At 67.2% G+C, this 23,267-nt stretch carries 19 protein-coding genes and 2 pseudogenes; 10 read left to right on the forward strand and 11 right to left on the reverse strand.

The features are described 5' to 3' along the window. Positions 1-197 precede the first annotated feature (197 nt). Positions 198-569 carry a GntR family transcriptional regulator gene (locus tag ACIQMR_RS18400; protein ID WP_401387817.1) on the forward strand — a complete coding sequence of 124 codons (372 nt, stop codon included), beginning with the start codon at positions 198-200 and terminating at the stop codon, positions 567-569. Positions 570-727: 158 nt separating this feature from the next. Next, entirely contained in the window at positions 728-1,975 is a 1,248-nt protein-coding gene (locus ACIQMR_RS18405) for an XRE family transcriptional regulator (RefSeq protein ID WP_401387819.1), read from the forward strand. Between the two features lie 16 nt (positions 1,976-1,991). Here ACIQMR_RS18405 and ACIQMR_RS18410 read toward each other — a convergent pair whose 3' ends face one another. The 9 genes and pseudogenes from ACIQMR_RS18410 to ACIQMR_RS18450 form a co-directional block, all read right to left on the reverse strand. Further along, positions 1,992-3,116 (reverse strand): hypothetical protein, encoded by a 1,125-nt coding sequence (locus ACIQMR_RS18410; protein ID WP_401387822.1) that lies wholly within the window; start codon positions 3,114-3,116, stop codon positions 1,992-1,994. A gap of 755 nt (positions 3,117-3,871) precedes the next feature. Next, positions 3,872-5,542: an HNH endonuclease gene (locus tag ACIQMR_RS18415; RefSeq protein WP_401387825.1), complete on the reverse strand. Its 1,671-nt coding sequence runs from the start codon at positions 5,540-5,542 to the stop codon at positions 3,872-3,874. A gap of 325 nt (positions 5,543-5,867) precedes the next feature. After that, positions 5,868-6,521, reverse strand: a complete 654-nt coding sequence (locus ACIQMR_RS18420) for a hypothetical protein (protein ID WP_401387828.1) — start codon at positions 6,519-6,521, stop codon at positions 5,868-5,870. Between the two features lie 100 nt (positions 6,522-6,621). After that, positions 6,622-7,086 carry a type IV toxin-antitoxin system AbiEi family antitoxin gene (locus tag ACIQMR_RS18425; protein WP_401387921.1) on the reverse strand — a complete coding sequence of 155 codons (465 nt, stop codon included), beginning with the start codon at positions 7,084-7,086 and terminating at the stop codon, positions 6,622-6,624. Between the two features lie 156 nt (positions 7,087-7,242). Then, positions 7,243-7,464 (reverse strand): annotated as a pseudogene (locus ACIQMR_RS18430) (helix-turn-helix domain-containing protein); the annotation flags it as partial. 217 nt (positions 7,465-7,681) lie between these two features. Next, positions 7,682-7,987, reverse strand: a complete 306-nt coding sequence (locus ACIQMR_RS18435) for a hypothetical protein (protein WP_401387831.1) — start codon at positions 7,985-7,987, stop codon at positions 7,682-7,684. A 587-nt stretch (positions 7,988-8,574) separates the two neighbouring features. Next, positions 8,575-9,102: a hypothetical protein gene (locus ACIQMR_RS18440; RefSeq protein ID WP_401387834.1), complete on the reverse strand. Its 528-nt coding sequence runs from the start codon at positions 9,100-9,102 to the stop codon at positions 8,575-8,577. Continuing rightward, complete coding sequence (locus ACIQMR_RS18445) at positions 9,099-9,290, reverse strand: helix-turn-helix transcriptional regulator (protein WP_401387837.1); 192 nt, start codon at positions 9,288-9,290, stop codon at positions 9,099-9,101. The genes ACIQMR_RS18440 and ACIQMR_RS18445 overlap by 4 nt, the downstream gene beginning before the upstream one ends. A gap of 133 nt (positions 9,291-9,423) precedes the next feature. Beyond that, positions 9,424-10,196: pseudogene (locus tag ACIQMR_RS18450) on the reverse strand (ATP-binding protein); the annotation flags it as partial. A gap of 65 nt (positions 10,197-10,261) precedes the next feature. Between ACIQMR_RS18450 and ACIQMR_RS18455 the strand changes: the two are divergent. Continuing rightward, entirely contained in the window at positions 10,262-12,400 is a 2,139-nt protein-coding gene (locus tag ACIQMR_RS18455) for a SpoIIE family protein phosphatase (protein ID WP_401387840.1), read from the forward strand. An 89-nt stretch (positions 12,401-12,489) separates the two neighbouring features. Here the strand turns inward: ACIQMR_RS18455 and ACIQMR_RS18460 are convergent, their stop codons facing one another. Then, positions 12,490-13,125, reverse strand: coding sequence for a DNA-binding protein (locus ACIQMR_RS18460; protein WP_401387843.1), 636 nt, complete (start codon positions 13,123-13,125; stop codon positions 12,490-12,492). Between the two features lie 936 nt (positions 13,126-14,061). Between ACIQMR_RS18460 and ACIQMR_RS18465 the strand changes: the two genes are divergently transcribed. Then, on the forward strand, positions 14,062-16,539 hold the full coding sequence (locus ACIQMR_RS18465; protein ID WP_401387845.1) for a SpoIIE family protein phosphatase: 2,478 nt from the start codon (positions 14,062-14,064) through the stop codon (positions 16,537-16,539). Between the two features lie 139 nt (positions 16,540-16,678). On the opposite strand, the gene ACIQMR_RS18470 is transcribed toward ACIQMR_RS18465, so the two are convergent. Beyond that, on the reverse strand, positions 16,679-17,665 hold the full coding sequence (locus ACIQMR_RS18470) for a CorA family divalent cation transporter (protein WP_401387848.1): 987 nt from the start codon (positions 17,663-17,665) through the stop codon (positions 16,679-16,681). 140 nt (positions 17,666-17,805) lie between these two features. Here ACIQMR_RS18470 and ACIQMR_RS18475 point away from each other — a divergent pair, with 140 nt between their 5' ends. From ACIQMR_RS18475 to ACIQMR_RS18500, 6 genes are all read left to right on the forward strand, one after another. Further along, complete coding sequence (locus ACIQMR_RS18475) at positions 17,806-18,231, forward strand: helix-turn-helix transcriptional regulator (RefSeq protein WP_401387851.1); 426 nt, start codon at positions 17,806-17,808, stop codon at positions 18,229-18,231. A gap of 5 nt (positions 18,232-18,236) precedes the next feature. After that, the gene (locus ACIQMR_RS18480) at positions 18,237-18,653 is read left to right on the forward strand and encodes a VOC family protein (protein ID WP_266383135.1); all 417 of its coding nucleotides are present in this window, start codon (positions 18,237-18,239) and stop codon (positions 18,651-18,653) included. 340 nt (positions 18,654-18,993) lie between these two features. Then, a complete protein-coding gene (locus ACIQMR_RS18485) occupies positions 18,994-19,224 on the forward strand; it encodes a response regulator transcription factor (protein WP_401387855.1) in 231 nt (76 codons plus the stop codon). Between the two features lie 74 nt (positions 19,225-19,298). Then, the gene (locus ACIQMR_RS18490; RefSeq protein ID WP_401387858.1) at positions 19,299-19,562 is read left to right on the forward strand and encodes a CopG family transcriptional regulator; all 264 of its coding nucleotides are present in this window, start codon (positions 19,299-19,301) and stop codon (positions 19,560-19,562) included. Continuing rightward, entirely contained in the window at positions 19,559-19,975 is a 417-nt protein-coding gene (locus ACIQMR_RS18495) for a DNA-binding protein (protein WP_401387860.1), read from the forward strand. The genes ACIQMR_RS18490 and ACIQMR_RS18495 overlap by 4 nt, the downstream gene beginning before the upstream one ends. A 603-nt stretch (positions 19,976-20,578) precedes the next feature. Further along, positions 20,579-23,155, forward strand: coding sequence for a Pls/PosA family non-ribosomal peptide synthetase (locus tag ACIQMR_RS18500; RefSeq protein WP_401387863.1), 2,577 nt, complete (start codon positions 20,579-20,581; stop codon positions 23,153-23,155). Positions 23,156-23,267: the final 112 nt, after the last annotated feature.

A 23,267-nucleotide genomic window follows, 5' to 3' on the forward strand; every position in this document is an offset into this window, starting at 1 on the left:
GGTCGCCTCCCCCCGTCCGATGCGGGGCCCCTGATCGTGCGAACTTGCAGGTCGAGCACTTGCAGACACAGCCGCCGAAACCCCGCCGGGTTCATCGTACTGGCACGCACCAGCATGTACTAGCACAGGCGGCGGTGCAAGAGGGCGCTGAGATTTCGTGCTAGGCCGTACTAGGGGTGGGTACGCTCGATGGCGTGATGAGCGCTGAAATCTCGAAAGACGACCCGCGGCCGGAGTCCGAGCAGGCGGCCGACATCCTGCGGCAGGAGATCCTTCGCGGCGACATCAAGCCTGGAGCCCATGTGGGGTCCGTACGAGACCTGACTACGCGGTTCAAGATCTCGGGAATGACAGTGCAGCGAGCCCTCTCGATCCTTCGCGAGGACGGGCTGATCCTGACTACGTCGCGAGGCAGCTACGCCCGCGATCCGGAGCAAGCCGGCGAAGCCGACGCGAATGTCGACCTTCCCGAGGTTCTGCGCCAGCTCGAACATCTCACCTCCCAAGTCTCGGAACTTCGCGGCAGGCTCGAAGCGCTCGAGAGCCGCTCCGTGCCAGGTAGTGCGTGATCCGCAACCAGCATGCAGGGAACGGGAGTTGAGAGATAAGTGACAGCCCGGGGACAGCTGCGCAGACGAGGGGACATGTCCGGTGACACCGCCCTGTCACCTTCCCTGTCCCCCCGGCTCACGCGCGAGACTCGGAGCAGGCACTCGGAGGAGGGCGCATGACCGACGACAGGCCCGCATGGGCGCGACGCATCGCCGCTGAACGAATGGCGCGCGACTGGTCTCAACGTGATGCAGTCAGGGCTCTGCGTGCGCACGCCCCAGCAGAGCTGCCTGCCGAAGACAGCATGATCCGCCAGTGGAAGCGCTGGGAGTCGGGCCAGACGCCGAACGACTTCTACCAGCCGATCATCGCGGCCACCTTCGGCACCGTGACACACGCGCTGTTCCCCGCGCCGGCACGGCGAGACGGAGACCGGGAGATCTTGGCGGCAAGCGGCATGGAGACGCTGGAGATCGTGAGCCGACTGAACCGGTCCGACGTCGACAACGCCACGCTCGATGCTCTGCGGATCACGACAGACCGGCTCGCCTCGGAGTACCCGTTCATGCCGAGTGAACAGCTCCTCATCGAGGGGCGACAGTGGCTCCGCCGTGTCGTCGACCTCCACACAAAGAGCCTCACGCTCGCACAGCACCGCGAAGTGCTCGCCTTGTCCGGGTGGCTCGCGCTACTGGTCGGCTGCGTCGAGTACGACACTGGCGACCGTCACGCCGCCGAGTCGACGCGCCGCGCCGCGCTCTCCCTCGCAACCGAAGCCAACCATGCCGAAGTAGCCGGGTGGGCGCATGAAATGCGGGCATGGTTCGCCCTCACGACCGGCGATTACCGCGGTGTCATCGCCGCAGCGCAGGCCGGAGCCGACGTAGCGCAGCACCACGGTGTGGCCGTGCAGCTTGCCGCACAGGAAGCCAAGGCATGGGCGCGGCTCGGGGACCGCAGGCAGGTGGAGGTAGCCCTAGACAAGGGTCGACGGATGCTCGAAGCAATGCCGCACCCTGAAAACTTGGACAACCACTTCGTCGTGGACCCCGCCAAGTTCGACTTCTACGCGATGGACTGTTACCGCCTGGTCGGCGAAGACAAGCTTGCTCGTACGCTCGCGAGCGAAGTCCTGAGGACGGGGACGGACTTCGACGGCACCGATCGCTCGCCAATGCGGAACGCGGAGGCGCGAGTCACGCTCGGAGTCACGGCGGCACGCGCGGGTGACTTGGAACAGGCACTCGCCATGGGGACTCGAGCTCTCGAAGGGGACCGCCAGTCTGTGCCGTCTCTGATCATGACCAGTCGCGAACTTGCTGCCGAGATGCGCCGGCTATACAGCTCCGAACCGGCAGCGCAGGACTATCTCGCGCGACTGAACTCCCTCGGACACGAAAAGCCCGGCTTCCTGCCTCAGTGATTAGTTGCGGGTCTCCTCAGAACGGAGGCTCATCCTTAACTCTAAGAATTAGCTGCGCAATGCCTTCATGACCAGAACTCTGCAACCTCTGAGCGAATTCAGCATGACGACCATAAGGCACCCCACGCGCAATATGCACTAGCACGTCCTCCGGAACCTCGGCCGCCTTGAATGCCTTAAACACTTCCCCAATTCGATACGACTCCGCAGCTCCAACACCCCGGAGCAACTTAATATCGTCTCCATTCCCTAGCCGTTCGAAATGCCTAAACACTTCCAGCAAGCGATCAGATGTGCGCTTCTCGCCAACGAGACCGAGAAGTCGATCCGCATCTTTACCCAACGCAGCTGACCGCAGGTGATTTACTGCAGCCTCAATATTCTTCGATAGATGCCAACGCCCAACGGAAGCAAGGAAGTCGTCAACATAGGTTCCCACGCCGGCCCGCCGAAGCCCTGCAACGATGGCCGGAGAGGCGCTGGCTCCATGACGCCTGGCCGCATGCGTGAGCAGTGGGCCTATAGTCCGATCCTTCTCACTCACATACCACGGATCACGTTGCCCTTCCCAAGCGTCAGGCTCGTATGACGAAAACTCCGCATGGAAAGCCGCCACCGTTCTAACCACTCCCTGCGGGGAATCCTGTGCAGCACTCTCCAAAAAGCCAACAAATGACATCTCGGCCTGCATCATCTCGCCTATCACTTTCGGAAGCCAGTTCGCCACCTCTACCGATTTCGACTCATTAATCACCTTCACCAGATCAAACATGTGCGCTTGCTGAAGCGGCTCAACATTCCAGTCGATTTCCCACCCCGCCGACATTTCCCCAAACCCTGCAATCGCCCCCGCTCCTCTTGAAATAGCCAAGACCGTTGCGACCCTTTCTCTCCAAACGCCCGGATCAATTTCCTGTGGCGGTAGAGGAATACCGTTTAGCCTGGCATGCTCCGCCAAGGCTTCAACGATCGAAAGCACCTGCAGCAAGTTGACGGGACTCCGTCCAGCGATCTTTTCCTGAATCGTGGATCTCGCCATCGGGTGTTCTCGACCTTGTCTGGCAATGAGCCGTTCAATCGCTCGGATGGAAGGGCCACCCGCCCGGACTTGCAGATCTCTTAGCTGCGCTGCCAAGTCCACCGGCAATCCCCTTCCACAGGTGTCCACCGCCGTCCGTTCCTGTCCGGAAACGTCTGGCCGTTGTCAAGAAACCCTAGGTCAACGGGGCTTGTGGTGTCCGGGAGTTGCCGAAGCTGGCCGTCAGTGTTGGGGTCTTCCATCCGGACAGGTTTCCTTGGAACAAGGACAGCCCCGCCCCTTGACAGAGGGGCGGGGCTGATCGACGAAGCCTGCGGGCAGCCTACCTACCTGCGGGTCCGTACCGAACGGAGGACCAACCCCTATGCAACCTGAAAGCCCTCCGAACAAGGAGAGTAACGATGGGAAAGACGACTGGGTCAACCGCTGCCTAGCCTTCACGACGGCCGCCGCGGCTCTCCTCGGGGCTCTAGGGGCTCTGGTCACAGCCGTTCGCGGCTGAGGGCATGCTGCTTCGCCGCAATGGCTGACGTACCCCCTTCTGTGCCCTGACAAGGCCCAACACGGCCTGAGCGGTGGACAGTCGGGGGGCCAAACAGGGGGCCAAACAGGGCAGCAGCACTGAGACTGTGCTGGACGGCTATGGACAGTTCCGGAGGCGAATCAGCAGAACAGGGAGCATGAACCGTGGGGATCAGCGCCTCTGATCGCGTTCGGGACGAAGAGGTCGTGGGTGCCAGTCCCTGCCACCCCGACAGGCAGGTCAAGCCACTGCCCCCTCTCAAGTGAGAGGGGGCAGGTGCGCTGCGTGGACCCGCGCAGTTCAAAGTCCTGGGGCAATGTGTCTGCCCGTCCCGCTACCCAAGCGCCTCCGCGTGCAGGCGGTGGACAGTAGCCGCGAGTAGGCGTCGAAGCTTGTCCCTGTTGGCGCCGTAGGTCTTCAGCGCGTGGCAATTCGGGCACAGGGCGATCATGTTCAAGGGGAGGTCAGCCCCGCCCTTGGCTAGATCCAGTACATGGTCGACCTGCAAGATCGGCTCTCCTGCGGTGGTGCGCTCTTTGGGGTGGCCGGCGCATTGGGGACTTTCGCAATTGCCGCCGCTGCGGCGAATGACTGCTGCTCGGGCGCTCGGATCACGGATGAAGCGGTCAACGAGCGACGACTTCTTTGTCTGCTCCCGCCGTTTGGCACTGGCATCCGCGGCTATTGCCAAGCGCTTGTAGGCGTCCTCGTCAGTCTCTGTGGCGTCGCGTGCCTCGGGATCCAGGTCGCCAGGACGGTAGCTGTCTGTGTCGTCGTGAAGCGCACCGGTGTCGGCCTCGAGGGCCTCGAGCACGTCCTGAGCCCAGCTCTCGCGCTCGGGGGATGGCACGGGGGCCAGAATCCACAGGAACTCGCGACGCCACTCGCCGTCGGCTCCTACGCCCCAGCGCAACCGACGTTGAACGATAACGGTCCAGGTTTCAAAGCTGAACTGCTTCTGGAATGGCTTGTGCCAGTAGCGGAGGGGACGGCCGGCGGACTGGTACTCCGCCATGAGTTCGTTGCCATCCGTGATGCTCTGATCTCCGGAGAGACCGTCCCCGACGTAGGCGATCCAGCCTGTGTCGGGCAGCCGGCCGTCGGCGTAGGGGCCCTTGTCGTCGGAGAAGGCGCTCAGGACGCCGTCAGCGAGGCAGCCAATGCCCGCCATTTTCTGCCCGCCGTAGGCGCGCCAGATGGCATCCCGGTCCTTGAAGCTCTCCCCGAGTTGTGGGCGAAGGGCATCGGCCCACCTGCCAGCGAGCAGGTCGTGAAGGCCAAAGTCCTCCAACAAGCCGGCCGGCAGGGGAAAGAAGTACCGCACGAGGAGTCCTGCGGCGGCCTCGGCGGCAACCTGCGGTTGCGTACGCAGCAACTCGTAGTCGTCCTCACGCAACCCGCCCGACGGGTCAACGCGATTCAGTGACTGGAGCGTTGGGCGGCGTCCCCTGCTGGTCAGAGTAAGTTCTTGGACGAGGTCCACGGTCCACAGGTCATCGTTCACGAGTGCCCAAAACGGGTACAAGACGCCGTCCTTGCCGTTCTCGGCCTGAGCGTACTTCTCCAGCAGGGGCGCAACCGCATCGCGCGTGGTCGACCACGACTGCATGCGGGATGCGCCAGCAGCGACCTGACCAATCGCCCACAGGAGGAGCGCAGGACGGTGCATTGCTGTGCCGCCTGCCCTACGCGCCGGCCGCACGTCACCTACCCGCCTGCGAAACGTCTTCGGCGGCTCCACGACAGTGAAGCCCTCCCGCCTCAACCAGGCCACCGCGTGCTTGAGGCCTCCGCTGAACTGCGAGGGCTTGAGGGCTTCGCCGAAGTCATACAGGTGAGCAACGCCGGCTATGGCTTTGGAGTCGTACTCCTGTCCTTCATGGACGAGCAGGTAGGAAGCAGCCGCGCGGAAGCCGTAGGTGTCGAGGAACGTCTCCCGTCCGACCCGATCGTGCTCTGCAATCGCTTGGAGAATCCCCGCGCGCGTGATCTCAGCAGGTGCCATGACCGACACGGTAGATCAGGGCACGGACAGAGCCTCGGTGATCCCTGCGCACGGTATGCGATAGAGATCAGCCCAGTGCGAGGGCCCTAGGCCGAACTTCGCAGGTCAAGCCTCGTTCGCTGACCTGTAGCGGCATGCCCTCCGGAGCCGTGTGCGCAGGTTCGAATCCTGCCGGGGGCACAGAAGCCGGAACAGCGTGCTCAAGCCGCTGACCAGCCGAAGTGCCAGACATTGAGAGCCGGGCCCAGTCCCACTGGGTCCGGCTCTCTATCGTTGTGCATCACTGGTCGCGTGTGAGCAGCGTGTGTGAGTGGAGCGCAGGCCGTCAGCCAGTCGCCGAGGCTAGGAAGCGATACATGGCTTGGCCGTCAGCCTCGGCCTCGGCATCCCGCAGTTCCCGCCAAGCCGCGTGACCCGGATCTAGAAGCGCCTTCGCTGTTGCCAGCCTCCGTTTATCCCCCTTGGTCAACTCACGCTTCAGGGTGATCGGGTTACCCGGCAGTGAGAGCAGGAACGCCAGATCGCGGTAGTGCTTGTCTTTGGGAGCAGTTGGGATGCTCAAGGCTGCGGCCTTTCCCACGATCGCACCCAGCAAGCTGGGGCGATAGATGACTCCAACTCGCTCGTCTAGCTGGACCTTCACGCCTTCAGTTCGCTGCACCGCCTGTCGGCCACCAGGTACTTCCAGGGTCGATCCTGGGGGCGTGGTCGTGAGGTCGGCCCGCTCCCCTAGATGGTCTGGAGCGAGCAGGTCGACCACAAGCTCTCCTGCACCGTCACGCCTCGTATACCTGTGCGCCTTGCCCTCAGGCGACACGCCGTCCGATTCGAAACCCAAGTCTCGCAGCGCGCTCACGAGCAGCCTGAGACTCTCTGGGCTGGAGAGCACGTCAGCCAACACGTCGAGATCCTGACTCGCAGCCGGTGGGGTTCTGTCGTGCTCCAAGCCGTGAAGAAGCACCATCTGCCCGCCGATCAAGGTCCAGACCTGCGGGACCCTCTCCGAAAGGTCCAGGAGAGTACCCCAAAGGCTGGCAACAGTTCCCGTGAGCAAGTTTGACGCAATGCGAACACGGGGCTCACTCACTGTCGAGCCGCCTACCCAGCACTGAGGACGCCAGCAACGATTCAAGTATGCCTTCGGCCGCGACCTTAGCCCGATCCTCGTGGGCATCGAGCAAGTCGGCTGCGACCACAGAAGCGGGCGCGTCATGCCCCTCATCCGAGTCCTGAGAGTCCGACGCCAGGAAGGGCCAAGCGCTCGCTGGCGGCACCCGAACGACGAGGTTGCCACGCTGGGCGTCCAACACTAGGCCGAATGCAGCCTCTAGCTTTCCGATTCGTTCTGGATGCACGTAGATCTCGGCTCGGCCTGGAGCGACGTAGTCAGCGCCAACCCGTGGTGCGGCACTAGCACCGGCGCGCACCACGTCCGCATCCTCAAGCAGCGCTGCCAGCAGGCCCCGATGCACCCTGTAGCGCCTCACGTCGGCCCTCGACGCGAGGAGTTTTTGAATACGCGAGGCAGGCACTTCCCCGTGCACAGCAAGGTTCCGTAGCCGCGCCAGCAAGCGAGAGCGCTCCGCGTCTGACAACCCAGAGGGGCGGCTGCCGGACAAGATAGCGAGAGCACCCCAGGCGTTGCGTGCCGACAGAGGACGCCCCGACTCAGGCGCGAGGTTCTTGCGATCCTGCAAGCTGCTGACGTCAACGAGCCATCGCCCCCCCACCCTCGATCCTTGCAGCTTGCCAGCCTGGAGCAGCTGGCGCACACGCGAGTCATGCACGCCCAAGCTTTCGGCAGCCTGCCTGACAGATACGAACTCCACGCTCACACCTCCTTGCGTGTTCCCTCTCGAAAGCGAGAGGGAACACGCAACCAGTGTCGTCCCTCCAGCGGGTTGCGTCAAACCTCTCGCCATCGAGAGGGAACACGCAAGGGCGGACTCCAAGCGCGGAGATTTAGTCAAGCTAGAGTAAAATCCATGCCGCCGCGGTGGACCCTATGGATACGCTCCGTAATGAGAGATCACGGAGCGTATCCATAGAGTCCAGGACGCCACCTTGATGGCGGTCACTTTGAGTAATGCCCTGGGTGACGTTCCTACCAGCCCATAGCCTTTTCGATCTTCTTGTTGTTCAGCTCCTCGTGGCCGTCGATGCATCTTCGTAGCGGCGGTGGATGACCTCGGGCGAGTTGCCCGCGCGGCGAGCAACTTCAGCGACCGGGACGCCTGCGTTCAGCCAGTTCGTGATGCAGGTGTGCCGCAGGTCGTACGGGCGATGAGCAAGCGGGGATTCCACCTCGTCCGGCGGCAGGCCGATCGGGCGGGCCTCCTGCCAGACCCTCCAGTAGCTGGACGTCCCGAGCACGGAGCCACGTTCGTTGGCGAAGAGCCGGCCGTCTTTCGCCGTGCCGAACTCCTCTATGTGCGCGCGGAGCATGGCGAACCAGCGTCGGAGGAATCGGGACCGGACGATCCGCCTTGGGCTCCCGGGACTTGAGCCCGCGCTTGTCGTGACGCTGGCCTGAGTCCGTCCACCGCTTGCCGGATACCGGCCGGGTCTCCTTGAGCGTGAGCGTCCCCCACCCCTTCTCGGGGAGGTAGCAGTCCTTCTTCCGGAGCCCCACCGCCTCAGCCGGCCGCATCGCCGCGTACAGCTGGCAGGCGAAGAGGCGACGAGCCGCCGCCCCCGGTTCCGGTGGACGGACCCCACGTACGACACGGCGGTGAGGAGCTGCTCGCTTTGGATCGCATTGACCAGGACCCGGGTCCACGACATCGCCCGTGGTGGATCTCCCCGTTCGCTTCACCCCCAAGAGCGGGTTCTCCTCCGGGTACCCGCACTCAATGGCGTACTCCATGGCCGTGTTGAATCCGCGGCGACGACGCTTGTAGGTCTCCCCAGCCGCCGGGGTGTCGTCCAACTTAAATGAGAGCCGGTACTGGACATCCCGGACCACCTTGGGATCGGTGAGAGCGGAGAGCGCCAGCGAACGGGTCCGGAGCCACGTGCAGGCCGCTGCGAGTTCAGGTGGCGGCTCCTCGCCCTCGTGCGCCGGTACGACCGCCCACCGCACCGCGAGACGCACCTCCTCCGGCGTGGGCACCTTCTTCCCCCTCCTCCGTCATCGCGAGCGCCACAGTGGCCAGGCTGTCGGCCAGTCCCTCACGGGTCTTGGCTGCAGCCGTACGCCACCGGCTCGACATGTACTCACGGCTGAAGTCCCACCAGGAGGGATCGGGCTTCTCATTCGCCTTGGCGGCAGCCGCTCGAAGTTCGGACTCCGGCGGACCGGACTCCACGTCGAATGCCTCGCCCTTCCGCATCGCCTGCCACAGCTCGGACCGGCGGCTCTCGGCGAGGGCGACCGTAGCGAAGCTAGCGGCCTTAACCTTTCCCGCCACCGTCCAACGAATCTGGTACGGAGCCTTCTTGCTCCGCACCTGGTTTACCTTCCACACTCGGACGTCCGTGGAAAGGGTCAGTTCGCCCGATGCGGCCGGGCGCCCACTCCTGCGGGCGCCCGGCGTCGGGCTGGTCTTGCGGTGATTCACGCGGCTTCCTCCATCGGCTCGATCCACCGGTCCAATTCCGAGCGACGGATACGCACCGCACCGTTCGGGAGTTTGATGGACTTCGGCCCCTTCCTGAGCTGTCGCCAGCGGTTGAACGTCGCTCGGGGCACGCCTATCTCTTCAATGACCTCAGAAATGGTCAACATTTCGTCGCGGAACTTGGCCACGACTCCTCCTTTTGAAAGCAGCGGGCACAGCCCGGCTTGAAATCCCGGCCGAGGGGCGGCGATTGCGGGATGGCGTGGACTTCGGTCTCAGTCCGCCTGGGCGCGTGTGTCCGAGTTCGGATTTCCGAGTCACGAGCACGATGGGCAGGACTTCCGCGTACTCCGACCACAGCTCCGCTTCGGTGCGGCGCACCTTCGGCCGTTCCAGGCGGAGTGGCAGGAGTCGTTCGGCGAGGTCGGGGCGGATGACGCCGACGTCGATGCCGGTCAGGAGCAGGGGGCGGCGGTAGCGGGCTCGGAAGACGTCTCCGTCGGTGAACAGGGCGCGCTTGACGCTCTCGGCACCGGTGACGATGCAGCACATGGCGTCGGACAGGTCCGGGGTCATGTGGGAGAGGTTGTCCAGGGCGGTGATCCATCCTGCCGCGACGGCCGCGATCAGGTTGTCCTCGTCTTTCGGGGCGCGGCGAAGGTCACTGCTCATGCCTTCGGTGATCCGGACGAGCATCCGCCCCCCGGTCGACTTTCCCGCCCCTTGCGGTCCGGTGAGGAAGGGGGCGGGGACGGGCAAGGAGGGTTCCAGGCAACCGATCAGCCAGGCCATGGCCAGGCATTCGGTCTCCGCATTGGCGAAGTTGTAGAGCCTGAACAGCAGGTCAATGCCCTTGCCATTGGTGTCCTTGGCGGGCATGGGAAGTTCCCCGGTGAGCTGCGTGCGCCGCCAGCACGCGGGGCGGGAATGGTGATGTCCCATCCGGTGGGGTGGATGCGGACGGACTGTCCGTCGGTGCGGCCCAGGTCGAGCCACGTCGCCCCATCGAAGCCGGGTGCGACGCGGATGTGGATGGGCTGTACCTGCTCGGTGAGTGCGAGTGCTTCGATCAAGTCGAGTGCCTCCTTCATCGCGGCAGTCCGGTCGCCTCGGGCGCGCGGGGGGATCTCGTCCGCTGCCACTGAGGCACGATGGAAGTGTGCAGAACACTGCTGCCGTCCCCCCCGCAGCAGGTTCCGGCCCGGAGCTGCTGGACCCCGCGCTGGCCCAGATCGTGAGGGAGGCTGGAGCCTCCATAGGCCAGGTGTATCTGCTGCCGCCGGGCGAGAGCGTCTTGTGGCTGACGGTGATGAGCAGCGTCTCGCGAGAGATCACCGGCCCCTGGGCGCGCGTGGCGCTGGACGCCTCGGTCCCGGTGGCGGACGCCGTGCGCGAGCGGCGCCTGGTATGGATCGGCGGCCGGGAAGAGATGGCGCGCCGCTACCCCAGGGCCGCGCTCGTGCTGCCCTACCCCTTCGCGGTGGCCTCAGCTCCGATCACCACCGGCACCACCACGTGGGGCGGGCTGGTGCTGCTGTGGCCCGGCTCGCACCCGCGGCAGCTGGCACCACAGGAGTGCGACACGGTCCACGCGTGCTGTCACCGTCTCGGCCTTCTCCTGCAGCAGGCCGCTGACACCGGCCACCCGGTGCTGCCCGGGCCCGAGCCGCGGGTGCTGCCCTTGCCCCCCGGCCGTGTCCCCGGCTCAGCCGAAGCACGGGCAGCATTCGACTTCACCGAACGGCTCCCCGGTGGCTGCTGCGCGCTGGACGTGGAGGGCCGGATCACCTTCGTCACCACCGCCGCTGCCGACCTCCTCGGTGCCGCCCCCTCCAGCCTGCTGGGCGCCAAGCCCCGGGAGGCGCTGCCGTGGCTGGACTACCTGGCCTTCGAAGACCAGTACCGGGCCGCGGTGATCAGCTGCCAGCCCACGTCCTTCACCGCCCTGCGCCCACCGAACCAGTGGCTGTCCTTCCACCTCTACCCGGACGCCTGCGGCCTCAGCGTCCGCATCACCCCGGCCCCCTCGGCTGATGCCCCGGACACTTCAGAGGTGCTGTACCCAGCGCCCCCAGCCACGCCGACTCGGGCAGGCGCGCTGTACGACCTGATGCACCTTGCCGCCACGCTCACCGAGGCCGTCAGTGTGGGGGACGTGGTCGAGATGGCCGCCGACCAGGTCATGCCCGCCTTCGACGCCCAGGGCTTCGTCCTGTTCGTGGCTGAGAGTGGCCGGCTGCGTGTTGTCGGCTGCCGCGGTTACCGGCCCGAGGTCATCAACTCCCTCGACCTCCCGCGCCTCGGGGACGAAACAACCCCCACCGTGCGCACTCTGAGCACTGGAGTTCCCCTCTTCTTCGCCTCCCCCAGCGAAATGGAACAGCTCAACCCCGACATCCCGCGGCTGACCGACAGGGCGGCCTGGGCCTTCCTGCCGCTGATCACCTCCGGCCGCCCCGTCGGCTGCTGCGTGGTCTCCTTCGACCGGCCCCACACCTTCACCCCCGACGAACGCGCCATCCTGACCTCTCTGGCCGGCCTGATCGCCCAGGCCCTGGAACGCGCCCGCCTCTACGACGCAAAGCACCAGCTCGCCCACGGTCTGCAGACCGCCCTGCTCCCCGCCGCCCTCCCGACCATGCCCGGCCTGGAAGTGGCCGCCCGCTACCTGCCCGCGGCCCGTGGCATGGACATCGGCGGAGACTTCTACGACCTCATCCGCTGCGGCGACACCACCGTCGCCGCCGCCATCGGCGACGTCCAGGGCCACAACGTGAACGCCGCCGCCCTCATGGGGCAGGTCCGCACCGCCGTCCACGCCACCGCCGGTGCACCCCCCGGCGAGGTCCTGGCCCGCACCAACCGCCTGCTCACCGACCTCGACCCCGGCCTGTTCACCAGCTGCCTCTACGCCCACCTCGACCTGGCGCGCCACCGCGCCCACCTGGCCAGCGCCGGCCACCTCCCGCCGCTGCTGTACTACCCCGACGGGCCCACCAAGGTCCTCGACCTGCCGCCCGGACTCCTGCTGGGCATCGACCCGGCCGCCGACTACCCGACGACCGAGATCCCCCTGCCACCCGGCGCCGTGCTCGCCCTGTACACCGACGGTCTCGTCGAAACGCCCGGCACCGACCTCGGCGAGGCCATCGCCGGCCTCGCCGACCTGCTCACCCAGTCCCGGGGGCAGAGCATGGACGCCCTCGCCGAGACCCTCATCCACCACGCCCAGCAGACCGCACCCCGAAACGACGACATCGCTTTGCTCCTCATCAGCCCACAACAAACCCGCGAATGACACGAACGAGACCAGCGGCCTGACGGCAACCGAGCCCGTACGAAGAAGGATCGTGGTCCTGGCCTCTCGTGATCGGCCCGACGCCGTGCTCAGTCGGAAGTGGAGCGGCGGCGGTCGGCTGGAGCCGGTCCGGTTGCCTGGCTTGCCTGGGCGAGGAGGCGTTCCCAGGTGCGCGTGGACCCGCCGTGCTGGTGGGCGAGTGCTGCTGCGAGGTGCTGGCGGGGGGCGTCTTCGGCGGCGTTGAGGGCTGCGGCAGCGGTGTGCAGGCGGGGATCGCCCTCGTAGGCGTGGGCTTTGCGGGGGCCTGTTCCCTTGCCTGGGGGTCGGCCGCCTCCCTTTCCCTGTCCGGGTGGGTTGTTCCGGCGCTCCTCGATGTCGCGGCGGGGCCAGACGCGGACGCTGTAGACGGTCACGCCTGCTGAGAGGTAGCCCTGGGTCGCGTAGGCGCGGACGGTACTGGCCGCGATGCCGAGCAGGGTGGCTGCCTCTTCATCGTTGCGGAGGTCGTCGGGGTGTTCTCCGGCGGGCAGTGCGGGGATGGGCAGGCCGTTGAGGTGGGCGTGGGCCTGGGCGAGGTCGTAGATCAGGATGCGGCTGCTGGGGAAGAGGCTTGCCACGCGCCGGCGGAAGGCGGGGGCATCGCGCCGGCGCCAGGTGGCGATGGGGACGCCGGCCTGTCGGGCGACGTCGGATTCGTTGATCACGGGGCGGCTGCGGGGGATCACGAGGTGGCTTCCTTGGCGGCTGTCGGTCGCGGGCTGGCCTTGTAGGCTGGTGGTGCTTCCTTGTGCCGGCGTTCTCGTCGGCGTGGATGTTGGTCAAGGGCCGGTGGTGTGCCGGGCCGCTTCTTGCAAGTGGCTCTCCATCGGCCCTTTCGCCGTCTCACTCTTCCAGCGCTGGACATCGCGCGGGCTGCGGAGCCTGACGATCTCGACGTGGCTTTGTTCACGATCATGAACAAAGCCAGAGCTGGGTGCGAGTTTCCACATCGAGCTCGCGCTTCACTGGAGCCAGGGCTGTACGTAGCTGTGCTGGATCTCTGCTTGCTCACGCCACTTCCGAGTGAGGAGCGAGTGACCAACAGGGGCACCTGGCAGCAGGGTTGCGATTCTGGCTGGTCGGGCCGCCTTCAGTGAACAAACCTTGCTTGCCCTCCGGAGCCATCTGCGCTGGTTTCCCACGCTCGTTGGTGAGGAGCCGGCCGTCTCCGCGGCGCCGAGGTGGTCACGAGGGATGGCGACGGGCTGAGGGCGGGACCGGTGTGGGTCGGGCCTCGTTCACTGGTCGGTTCTTCAGGCCGCGGCGTCGTGCAGCCCGGCGGAGTCGGCCCGCTGTTTGCCGACGCTCGCCGTTCCACAGCCGTTCTCGGGCAGCTTCAAGACATCCGTCGCGCTCAGCACGGCCGCGCGCCCGGGACGATGCCCTGGGCTAATGGCCCCTGTCCTCGTCCCGCTCGGGCCCGGCCACCGGCCACCAGCCGCCAGCCACCGAACGGCGCTGAGTGTTCCGGCCCGACCCCCGCCCGCGTGGCCCAAGGGCATCGGGCCCGCGACTGTCGGATGTCACAAGACAGGACACCATCCTGTCAATTGCGCAAAAGGTGCGTTTCGCATTCGAGCCGCAGGCCGTCGGTCTCCTAGTCATCCGAGGAGAACAACTTGATGACCACAGTCAGTCCCACCTTGGTGACCCTGGGTATGCCGTTGCACACGACTGCCGTCTCCGACACGGCGATCGCCCTGCTCGACGACCGGGGAACGGTGCTCGGGTGGACTCAGGCCGCCGAGCAGCTTGTCGGACACTCCCCTGGGGATGTGGTGGGCCGGGCAGCCGAGCTCGTGCTGCCGTCCTTCGCGGGAGTGCCGACGACGTCCGACTTCGTCGAGCAGTGCCGGGCCCGGAACGGCTGGTCGGGTACGGCAGCGGTACGCCACCGCGACGGCCGTGTCCTCGACGTCTGCCTGCGGATCTCGAGATTGCAGGGGCTGGACGGAACAGCGCGGTGGCTCGCGTCCCTGGCCGATGCCGGGTCGCTGTCCGGGGAGGCGGTGGGCGAGTCGGTGCGGGGGCCGCTTCTCGCCCGCGCACCGATCGGCGTCGTCATCCGCGACCCGCAGCTGCGGTGCACCTGGACGAACGAGACGATGGCGAGCCACGACGGCGTTCCCAGCGACCGACGGCTCGGACACCGGTTGACCGACGCGCTGCCCACCCCCGAGGCCGAGGCCCTCCAGGCGGTGATGCGCCAGGTGCTCCAGAGCGGTACCACCAAGGTCCACGAGTACCGGACATGGCTGCCGACGAGCCTGAGCCGGGAACGTTCGTTCGCCGTTTCGATCCAGTGCCTTCAGGGTGCGGACGGCCAGCCGCTGGGGGTCTGCGCCATCAGCGCCGATGCCGTCGAGAGCCGGCGGACGCGCGAGCGCCTCGCCGTCCTCGGAAAGGCCGGCGCGCGTCTTGGCAGCACCCTGGACGTGATGCAGGCCGGCCAGGAACTGGCCGACCTCGCCGTACCTCTGCTCGCCGACTACTGCGCCGTGGACCTTGAGCAGTCGGTCTCGTTCGGGGACGGGCCACCGGTCCGCATCGGCGCGACGGGCAAGCGCCTCCCCGGTCTCCGGCGTGCCGGCCTGGCCTCGATCCGGCCAGGGGTCCCGGAATCCCCGTGGGTGCGCGGTGAGTTGGTCCCCGTGCCGCCGGGCTCACCCCTCACCGCCGTCCTGCGTGCCGGGACGTCCCGCCTGGAACCGGTCATGGACACCGGTGCGGGCACCTGGGTCGACATGGTGCCGAGCCTCGCGCAGAAGGTCCGCGAGACCGGCATGCACTCGATCATGATCGTCCCCATCCGCACACGGCGCGCCCTGCTGGGCGTGGCGCTGTTCGCCCGTACGGAGAATCCGACGCCGTTCCATGATGTCGATCTGCTCCTGGCCGAAGAACTCGTCGGCCGCGCCGCGCAGTCGCTGGACAACGCCCGCCAGTACGCCCGCGAGCACACCGCCGCCCTCGCGCTGCAACGCCATCTGCTCCCCCGCCGGTTGAGGGGCGGCATGGCGGTCGAGGTGGCCTCGCGCTACCTGCCGGCCGACGTGGACCACTGTGTCGGGGGCGACTGGTTCGACGTGATCCCGCTGTCCGGCGCGCGGGTGGCGCTCGTCGTCGGCGACGTGGTCGGGCACGGCCTGCACGCCGCCGCGACGATGGGCAGACTTCGCACCGCCGTGCACACCCTCGCCGACATGGAACTGCCGCCCGGCGAGCTCATGTCCCACCTCGACGACACGGTGCAACGATCGGGCGAGGAGGACGACGACCTCCCGGACCAGATCCCCACCGTGGCGGGCGCCACGTGCCTGTACGCCGTCTACGACCCCGCCACCCGCCGGTGCACCATGGCATCGGCCGGGCACCCCCCGCCCGCGATCATCGACCCGCAGGGCCGGGTCACGTACCCCGACCTCCCCACCGGAGCCCCCCTGGGGGTCGGCCTGGGGGACCCCTTCGAGTGCGTGGATCTGGAACTGGCCGAGGGAAGCGTCCTCGCCCTGTACACCGACGGGCTGATCGAGACCCGCGACCACGACATCGAAGAGGGAATGCACCGGCTGGGCGCGGCCCTGTCACAGCCGGGCCGATCCCTGGAAGACCTCTGCGACATCGCCACGCAGACGCTGCCGGACCACGCGACGTGCGACGACGTCACGCTCCTCCTCGTCCGGACCCGCTCCCTCGACCCGAGCCAAGTGGCCTCCTGGACACTGCCCGGTGGCCGGTCCGCCGTCTGGAGCGCCCGTGACCTGGCGGCGCGTCAACTGAAGGAATGGGGCCTGGAGGGCCTTGAGGACACCACGAAACTGATCGTCAGCGAACTCGTCGGCAACGCCATCAGTCACGGTTCCGGACCGATCGGGCTGCGGCTCGTCCGTCACCAGGTCCTGACCTGTGAGGTCTCCGACGCCAACGCCTTCGCCCCCCATCCGCGTCGCGCGCGCACCACGGACGAGCACGGCCGCGGCCTCTTCCTCGTCGCCAAGCTGTCCCGCAGGTGGGGCTCCCGCTCGACATCGGGCGGCAAGGTCATCTGGGCCGAACAAGACCTCCCCCGCATACCCGCCCCCCGATCGGTGCCCACGTGATTCCCAGGCGCCTCTTATTCCAGGGGGCCTCTGATTCCAGGGGCCTCGGCCTGATCGCCCGGTCAGGCCGTGGATCGCTCGGTCAGGCCGAGCATCGCCCGGTCAGCCGCGCCCTGCACCGCACCCGCGGCCGGCGGGGTCAGCGGTCGTCGCGGCCCTCCTCGCGGAGCCTTCGCCAGACGCGGGTGCGGTGCAGGGCGTAGAGGGCGATGAGCAGGACGACCGCCTGGAGTCCCACGGCGAGCAGCCAGAAGACGGCGCGGCTTTCCAACTCGTTGGTCATGTAGGTGAAGTTCATGCCGAAGAACCCGGTGAGGAACGTCAGCGGGAGGAAGATCGTCGACACGATGGCCAGCCGGTTGATCACGCCGTTCTGCTCGCCGGCGACGAGTGAGGAGTAGCTGAGGAAGGCCCGCCGGGCGGCGTCCTGGAGGGACTCGATACTGGCGAGTACGAGCCGTGCCGCGCGGAGGTACGAGTCGGCGAGCCTGTGCCGCGCCTCCGGGAACCTGCTGCTCATCATCCTGCGTGTGAAGGTCTCGTCCGTCGCCTCCAGGAACGGCAGCAGGGCGTGGTGCAGGAGGCCGGCGTGCCGACGCAGCCGGGACAGACGGTAGACCTGCTGGGGGTGCCGGTGCTGGAACATGTCGTCCTCGAGGTCCTCCACCTCCAGCAGCGCCTGGGTGGCGGAGCGGCGGAAGGTCTCCAGGGCCTCTTCGAGCAGCAGGAACAGCGTCGCCACGGTGTCGGCGGGTCGTTCCTGCGGCAGCCGGGCCACGAGGCTCGCCATCGGCCCGCTGGGCTTTCGGTGGACCGTGACCAGATGCCGCTCGGTCACGTACACGTGGATATGGGCGACCTCGCCGTCCTCGATCGCGGGTACGACGAATCCGGCGCTGTCCCCGAGGAACTCGGCCCGCGGGGATTCGCCCGGCCTGCCGAGCCATGAGAAGCCCTCGCCCTGCAGGCCGAGCTGGTGCGCGATGGACCGCTCGCCGGGCGGTGACTCCGCGGGCAGCTCGATGTCCACGAACAGGAAAGGGGATTCCGCGAGGCGCTCACGCGCCTGCGACAGAGGTGTACGAGTGACGGTCCCCTCCGGCAGCGTCACCACCGTTACGTTCATCGCCCCTCGCTCCGGATCACGGGCACACGCTCCAGCCTCTGCAAACCGCGACGTCCACGCATGCCGAGGGACCCATTCGCACCGCCGGGCGTCCGCTGTCGCCAGGCCTGGGGCGCTGGGCACTGTGGGATGGTGGTGGGGTGATTCTGGAGGACCTCGTCCGGCTGCGCCGGGCCCGTGACCTGATGGACCGGGAGTACGCGAAGCCGCTCGACGTTCCGGCGCTGGCGCGGGTCGCCCTCATGTCGGCGGGCCATTTCTCCCGCAGCTTTCGTGCCGCCTTCGGCGAGACGCCGTACAGCTATCTGATGACGCGCCGGATCGAGCGGGCCAAGGCGCTGCTGCGGCGCGGTGACCTGTCGGTGACGGAGGTCTGCTTCGAAGTCGGCTGTACGTCGCTGGGGTCGTTCAGCTCGCGGTTCACGGAGCTGGTCGGGGAGAGCCCGAGCGCGTACCGGGCCCGCCGCCATGACGAGGGCGCCGCCATCCCGGCCTGCGTCGCCAAGATCCACACGCGACCGGTCAGGAACGGAGAAGCGAACCCCGCCCCGCGCCCCCTAGCGTGAAGCACATGGAAATCAAGCTTTCGCAGTGCTTCATCGCCGTCGACGACCACGACAAGGCGCTCGCCTTCTACCGGGACGTTCTCGGTCTGGAGGTCCGCAACGACGTCGCATTCGAGGGGATGCGCTGGGTGACCGTCGGCTCTCCCTCGCAGCCGGACGTGGAGATCGTCCTGGAGCCGCCGCTCGCGGACCCGAACGCCTCCCCCGCCGACCGACAGGCGATGGCCGAGCTGCTGGCCAAGGGCATGCTGCGCGGCGTCATCTTCACCACCGACGACTGTGACGCCGCTTTCGAGCGCATCAGCAAGGCGGGGGGCGAGGTGCTGCAGGAGCCGGTCGACCAGCCGTACGGCGTGCGCGACTGCGCCTTCCGCGACCCCTCCGGCAACATGCTGCGCTTCAACCAGCCGCGCAAGCAGTGAGCTCCGGTCCCGGGAACCGGGCGACGTCGGCCCGTCGGGACCACCACGCCCCACCGAGGTCGCTCGCCGCCCTGCCGTGAGGCAGCGGTCGACCACGGTCTGAGCCGTGCCGGTACCCGGAGACCCCGCTCTCAGCACGTGTGCCGAGAGCGGGGTCCCGGCGTTTCCGGCAGCGATGCGCCATGCCCTGTGACGCGCCTGTGACAGTCGGGGGACACCGCCATGAAGTAGCCCGTGCACGCTTTTTCGAAAGAGGACAAATAGCAGTATTCGGGCATAAGCCCCCTGCTTCCGAGGGCGCGAGCAGTGACGACCAAGCCGATACGTCGGAGGAAATCCCATGAGCGTCACACTCATCGCGCCGCAGACCGAAGCCTCCGCACCGACGCTGGCCCCGCGTGAGCGGGAGACGCTGCGCCTCATCGCCTCAGGGTGCACCTATCTGCAAGCGGCTCGCCAGATGGGGCTCTCCAAGCACACGGTCGACGCCTATCTGCGCCGTATCCGCGCCAAGCTCAACATCAACAACACGGCCGAGCTCACCCGGCTGGCGATCTCTCTGGGGCTGTGACGACCACCGGGACCAGCGGGACGGGACCAGCGGGACCACCATCCGGCGGTGGCATGGCCGGTAGCATAAGGGGCATGCGCGAGCCCACCCGGAAGTACTCGATCACGATGCCCCGGGACATCGCGGAAGCCGCTCGCGCTCGCAGTGGCCCCTCGGGCCTCTCCGCCTACGTCGCCGCGGCGGTCGCCCGCCAGATCGAGCGCGACAACCTCAACGAGATCGTGGCCGTCGCCGAGGCGGAGCACGGACCCGTCGCCGACGAGGAGGTCCAGGCCCTGCGGGACCGGCTCCTGCGGGCCCGCCGGCAGCGGACGAGCGGCGGAGCGGACTCCTCGTGACGCGGTCCCCCGCGGTACCGGGCGGCACCCTGGTCCTCGACGGCGAAGGACTGGCCAAGGCGGTGCTGCGCGACCGCGCGGTCGCCGGATGGCTCGCCCTCGCCCGCGCCGACGACATGCGGGTGATCACCAGCGCGGCGGCCGTCGTGGAGGTGATCCACCCGCGGATCAACCGCCGGGCCCTGGAGTGGACCCTGTCCCGGATCGTCGTCGAACCGGTCGACGAGCCCATCGCCCGCCACGCCGCGGCCCTGCTCGCCGACGCCGGCCTGCACGGCAGGAAGTACGCCGTCGGCGCCATCCTCGCGTCCACCGCTCTCGCCGCCCCCGGTCCCACCACCGTCCTCACCTCCGGCCCCGAGGACATCACCGCACTGTGCGGCGGCGGGCGCGTCACCGTCATCGAGATCTGACCCGACCTCGTCGCCTTGCCTGCCTCCCGGCAGGGCCGACGGCCGGGGGAAGCGGGAGTCCACGGGGCGCCGTCGTACGCCGGTGCCGGACATGGGCCCCGGTCAGGGACTTCACCGTCGGCGGCATGCCAGGAGTTCCACGTGTCACCCGACCGGCCCAAGTGCCTGTGCCGAGTTTGCGGACATTTGAACGTGTGAATTCCCATCCGGTCCGGCCGCGGTGCCGAATACCTCTCAGGCGCGATTCAGGCTCCTCCCGCCAGGAGGGCTCGGGCGCCGCCGACAACGTCCGGCGCCCGGTGCGATCGCTCCGGTTCGACGATGGCAAAACTTTGATGCGGTGGCCGGACCGCTGGCCATCGGCGGTACGCAGGCCACGTGTCAGCAGCAGCTCCGTCGAGGTGTACTGAGGTCCGGCGGGATCGAGTTCGAGTGGCAACACGGCGGTGGACGACAGAGACTAGGGGTCGTGGTTTGCGACCGGAGAACAGTTCACGAACACGTGACTTCCGGATTGCTCGTTCCGGCCACCGCCGGAACGCGAGGACATCGAGTGTCGGTTGCCCGGGACGACGGCGACCGGCATTTCCTCAAGGAGCTCGCATGGTGGAAAAGTCTGTCGAGGTCCTGACGCCCGATCCGGATAAATCTGCGCTCACCGAGCACAGGCTCAACGGCTCGCCGACAGGGAACGGGGCGGCCCGCACCGAGAAGGCGTTCACCGAGGTGCTGGCCGGCCTCGTGGACGCGGAACAGGTGTCGGTCGACAGTCACTTCTTCGACGACCTCGGCGCGAACTCCCTGGTCATGGCGCATTTCTGCGCACGAATCAGGAAGCGGGACGACCTGCCGTCGGTGTCGATGAAGGACATCTACCAGCACCCGACGATCCGGGGTCTGGTGACGGCACTCGTGGTCGAGGCGCCCGAACCTGCCGAGTCGTCAGTATCGGTTCCGGCCGAGACGCCGATCCCCGCGCGCACCGGGCAGTACATCTTCTGCGGAATGCTGCAGACGCTGTTCTTTCTTGCTTACTGCTTCGCCCTCGGCATCGTGACCGCCCGTGGCTACGAATGGGTTTCGGAAGGCTCCGGCCTGGTGGACGTCTATGTGCGGTCACTGATATTCGGCGGCGCCGGCCTCATCGGGCTCTGCGTCTTTCCCGTCGTGGCCAAATGGATTCTCATAGGCCGCTGGCGGCCACGCGAGTTCCCCGTCTGGAGTCTTACCTACTTTCGCTTCTGGATCGTCAAGGTACTGGTCAACGCGAACCCGATGAGATTCTTCGTCGGAAATCCTTTGTACGTGCTGTACCTGCGGGCCCTCGGCGCACACATCGGAAAAGGCGTCACCATTCTCTCCCGCATCATTCCGGTCTGCACCGACCTGCTGACGATCGGCGCCGGTACGGTCATCCGCAAGGAGTCGTACTTCACTTGCTACCGGGCCCATGCCGGACGGATCCAGACCGGCCGCGTCACCTTCGGCAAGGAAGCGTGCGTCGGGGAGAAGACCGTCCTCGACATCGACACGTCGATGGGCGACCGGACGCAGCTGGGCCACACGTCAGCGTTGCAGAGCGGCGAGGCCGTCCCGGACGGAGAGCACTGGCACGGGTCCCCGGCAGAGCGCACGGACGTGGACTACGTACGGGTCGCACCGGCACGTTGCAGCACACCACGCCGGTTCGGCTTCGGACTCGCGACCGTGCTCCAGCTGTTCCTGGTGTACGTGCCGCTGACCGTCGGGGGCGCGTACATGCTGGTGACCGAGGTGCCGGCGGCGGGTGAACTGCTCGGCCCCGGGGCGACCGGGGTCAGGACCCTCGGGCTCTACCTGGACGCGCTGATCCTTTCCAGCGTGCTCTTCTTCGGCTTCGTCATCCTGGGCATGGTCCTCCTGTTCACCGTGCCGCGTCTGCTGAGTCTGGCGATCAAGCCGGACAAGGTCTATCCGCTCTACGGCCTGCACTACTCGCTGCACCGGCTGATCGCCCGCATGACGAACATCAAGTTCTTCGCCTGGCTCTTCGGCGACAGTTCGGCGATCGTGCACTATCTGCGCCGCCTCGGCTACGACTTGTCCGAGGTCGAGCAGACCGGGTCGAACTTCGGCACCCGGGTGCAGCACGAGACCCCCTACCTCAGCACGGTCGGCAGCGCAACGATGGTCGCCGACGGGCTCTCCCTCATCAACGCCGACTTCTCGGGCACGTCCTTCCGCGTGTCCCGGGCGTCGATCGGGGCGCACAACTTCCTCGGGAACAACGTCGCCTATCCCTCGGGTGGCCGGACGGGCGAGAACTGCCTGCTCGCGACCAAGGTGATGGTTCCCCTGGACGGCGAAGTCCGCGAAGGGGTCGGCCTGCTGGGATCGCCGGCTTTCGAGATCCCCCGCACGGTGCTGCGCGACACCCGGTTCGACCACCTCAGGACCGGTGACCAACTGCGCCGCAGCCTCGCCGCGAAGAACCGCTACAACCTCCGCACCATGATCTTCTGCCTCTTCGTGCGCTGGCTGCACGTCTTCGCGCTGACGCTCTTCGGCCTCGCGACCCTGGACATGTACGGCGTCTTCGGGCAGCTGATGATCGCCGTGTACCTGGCGGCCACGCTGGCGTTCTCGGCCGTCTACTTCACCATGATGGAGCGCTGGATCACGAAATTCCGGTCGCTGCAACCGCAGTTGTGCTCCATCTACGACCCGTACTTCTGGTGGCACGAACGCCTCTGGAAGGTGCCCGAGGAGTACCTCAACCTCTTCAACGGCACGCCCTACAAGAGTCTGCTCTGGCGGATGCTGGGCGTCCGCGTCGGCAAGCGGCTCTTCGACGACGGCGCTTCGATCACCGAGCGGACGCTCACCACCATCGGGGACGACTGCACGCTGAATGCGGCAAGCAAGATCCAGTGCCACTCGCAGGAGGACGGCACCTTCAAGTCCGATCACAGCACGATCGGTGCCGGCGCGACGCTCGGCGTCAACGCCCACATCCACTACGGCGTGACGGTCGGCGACCACGCGCAGCTCGCCGCCGACTCCTTCCTGATGAAAGGCGAGGAAATGCCCGATCACGCCCGGTGGGGCGGGAACCCGGCCACGGAGTCGCGCAAGGTCCCCTATCAACCAGCAGCGCTGACGAGCCGCCCCGAGGGGCGAGTCGCGCTGCGGCGCCGGTGAGAGGAGGGGACGGAAACCATGGGCGTGGATGTGCGGGTGGATGCGGGTCGGGAGTTCTGGCGTGGGGTGGTGGGTGGGGGTGGGTTTGCTTCGGTTCCGCGGTGGGTGTCGG

The organism is Streptomyces sp. NPDC091376, from assembly GCF_044757085.1.
GTDB classification, from domain to species: Bacteria; Actinomycetota; Actinomycetes; order Streptomycetales; family Streptomycetaceae; genus Streptomyces; species Streptomyces pratisoli.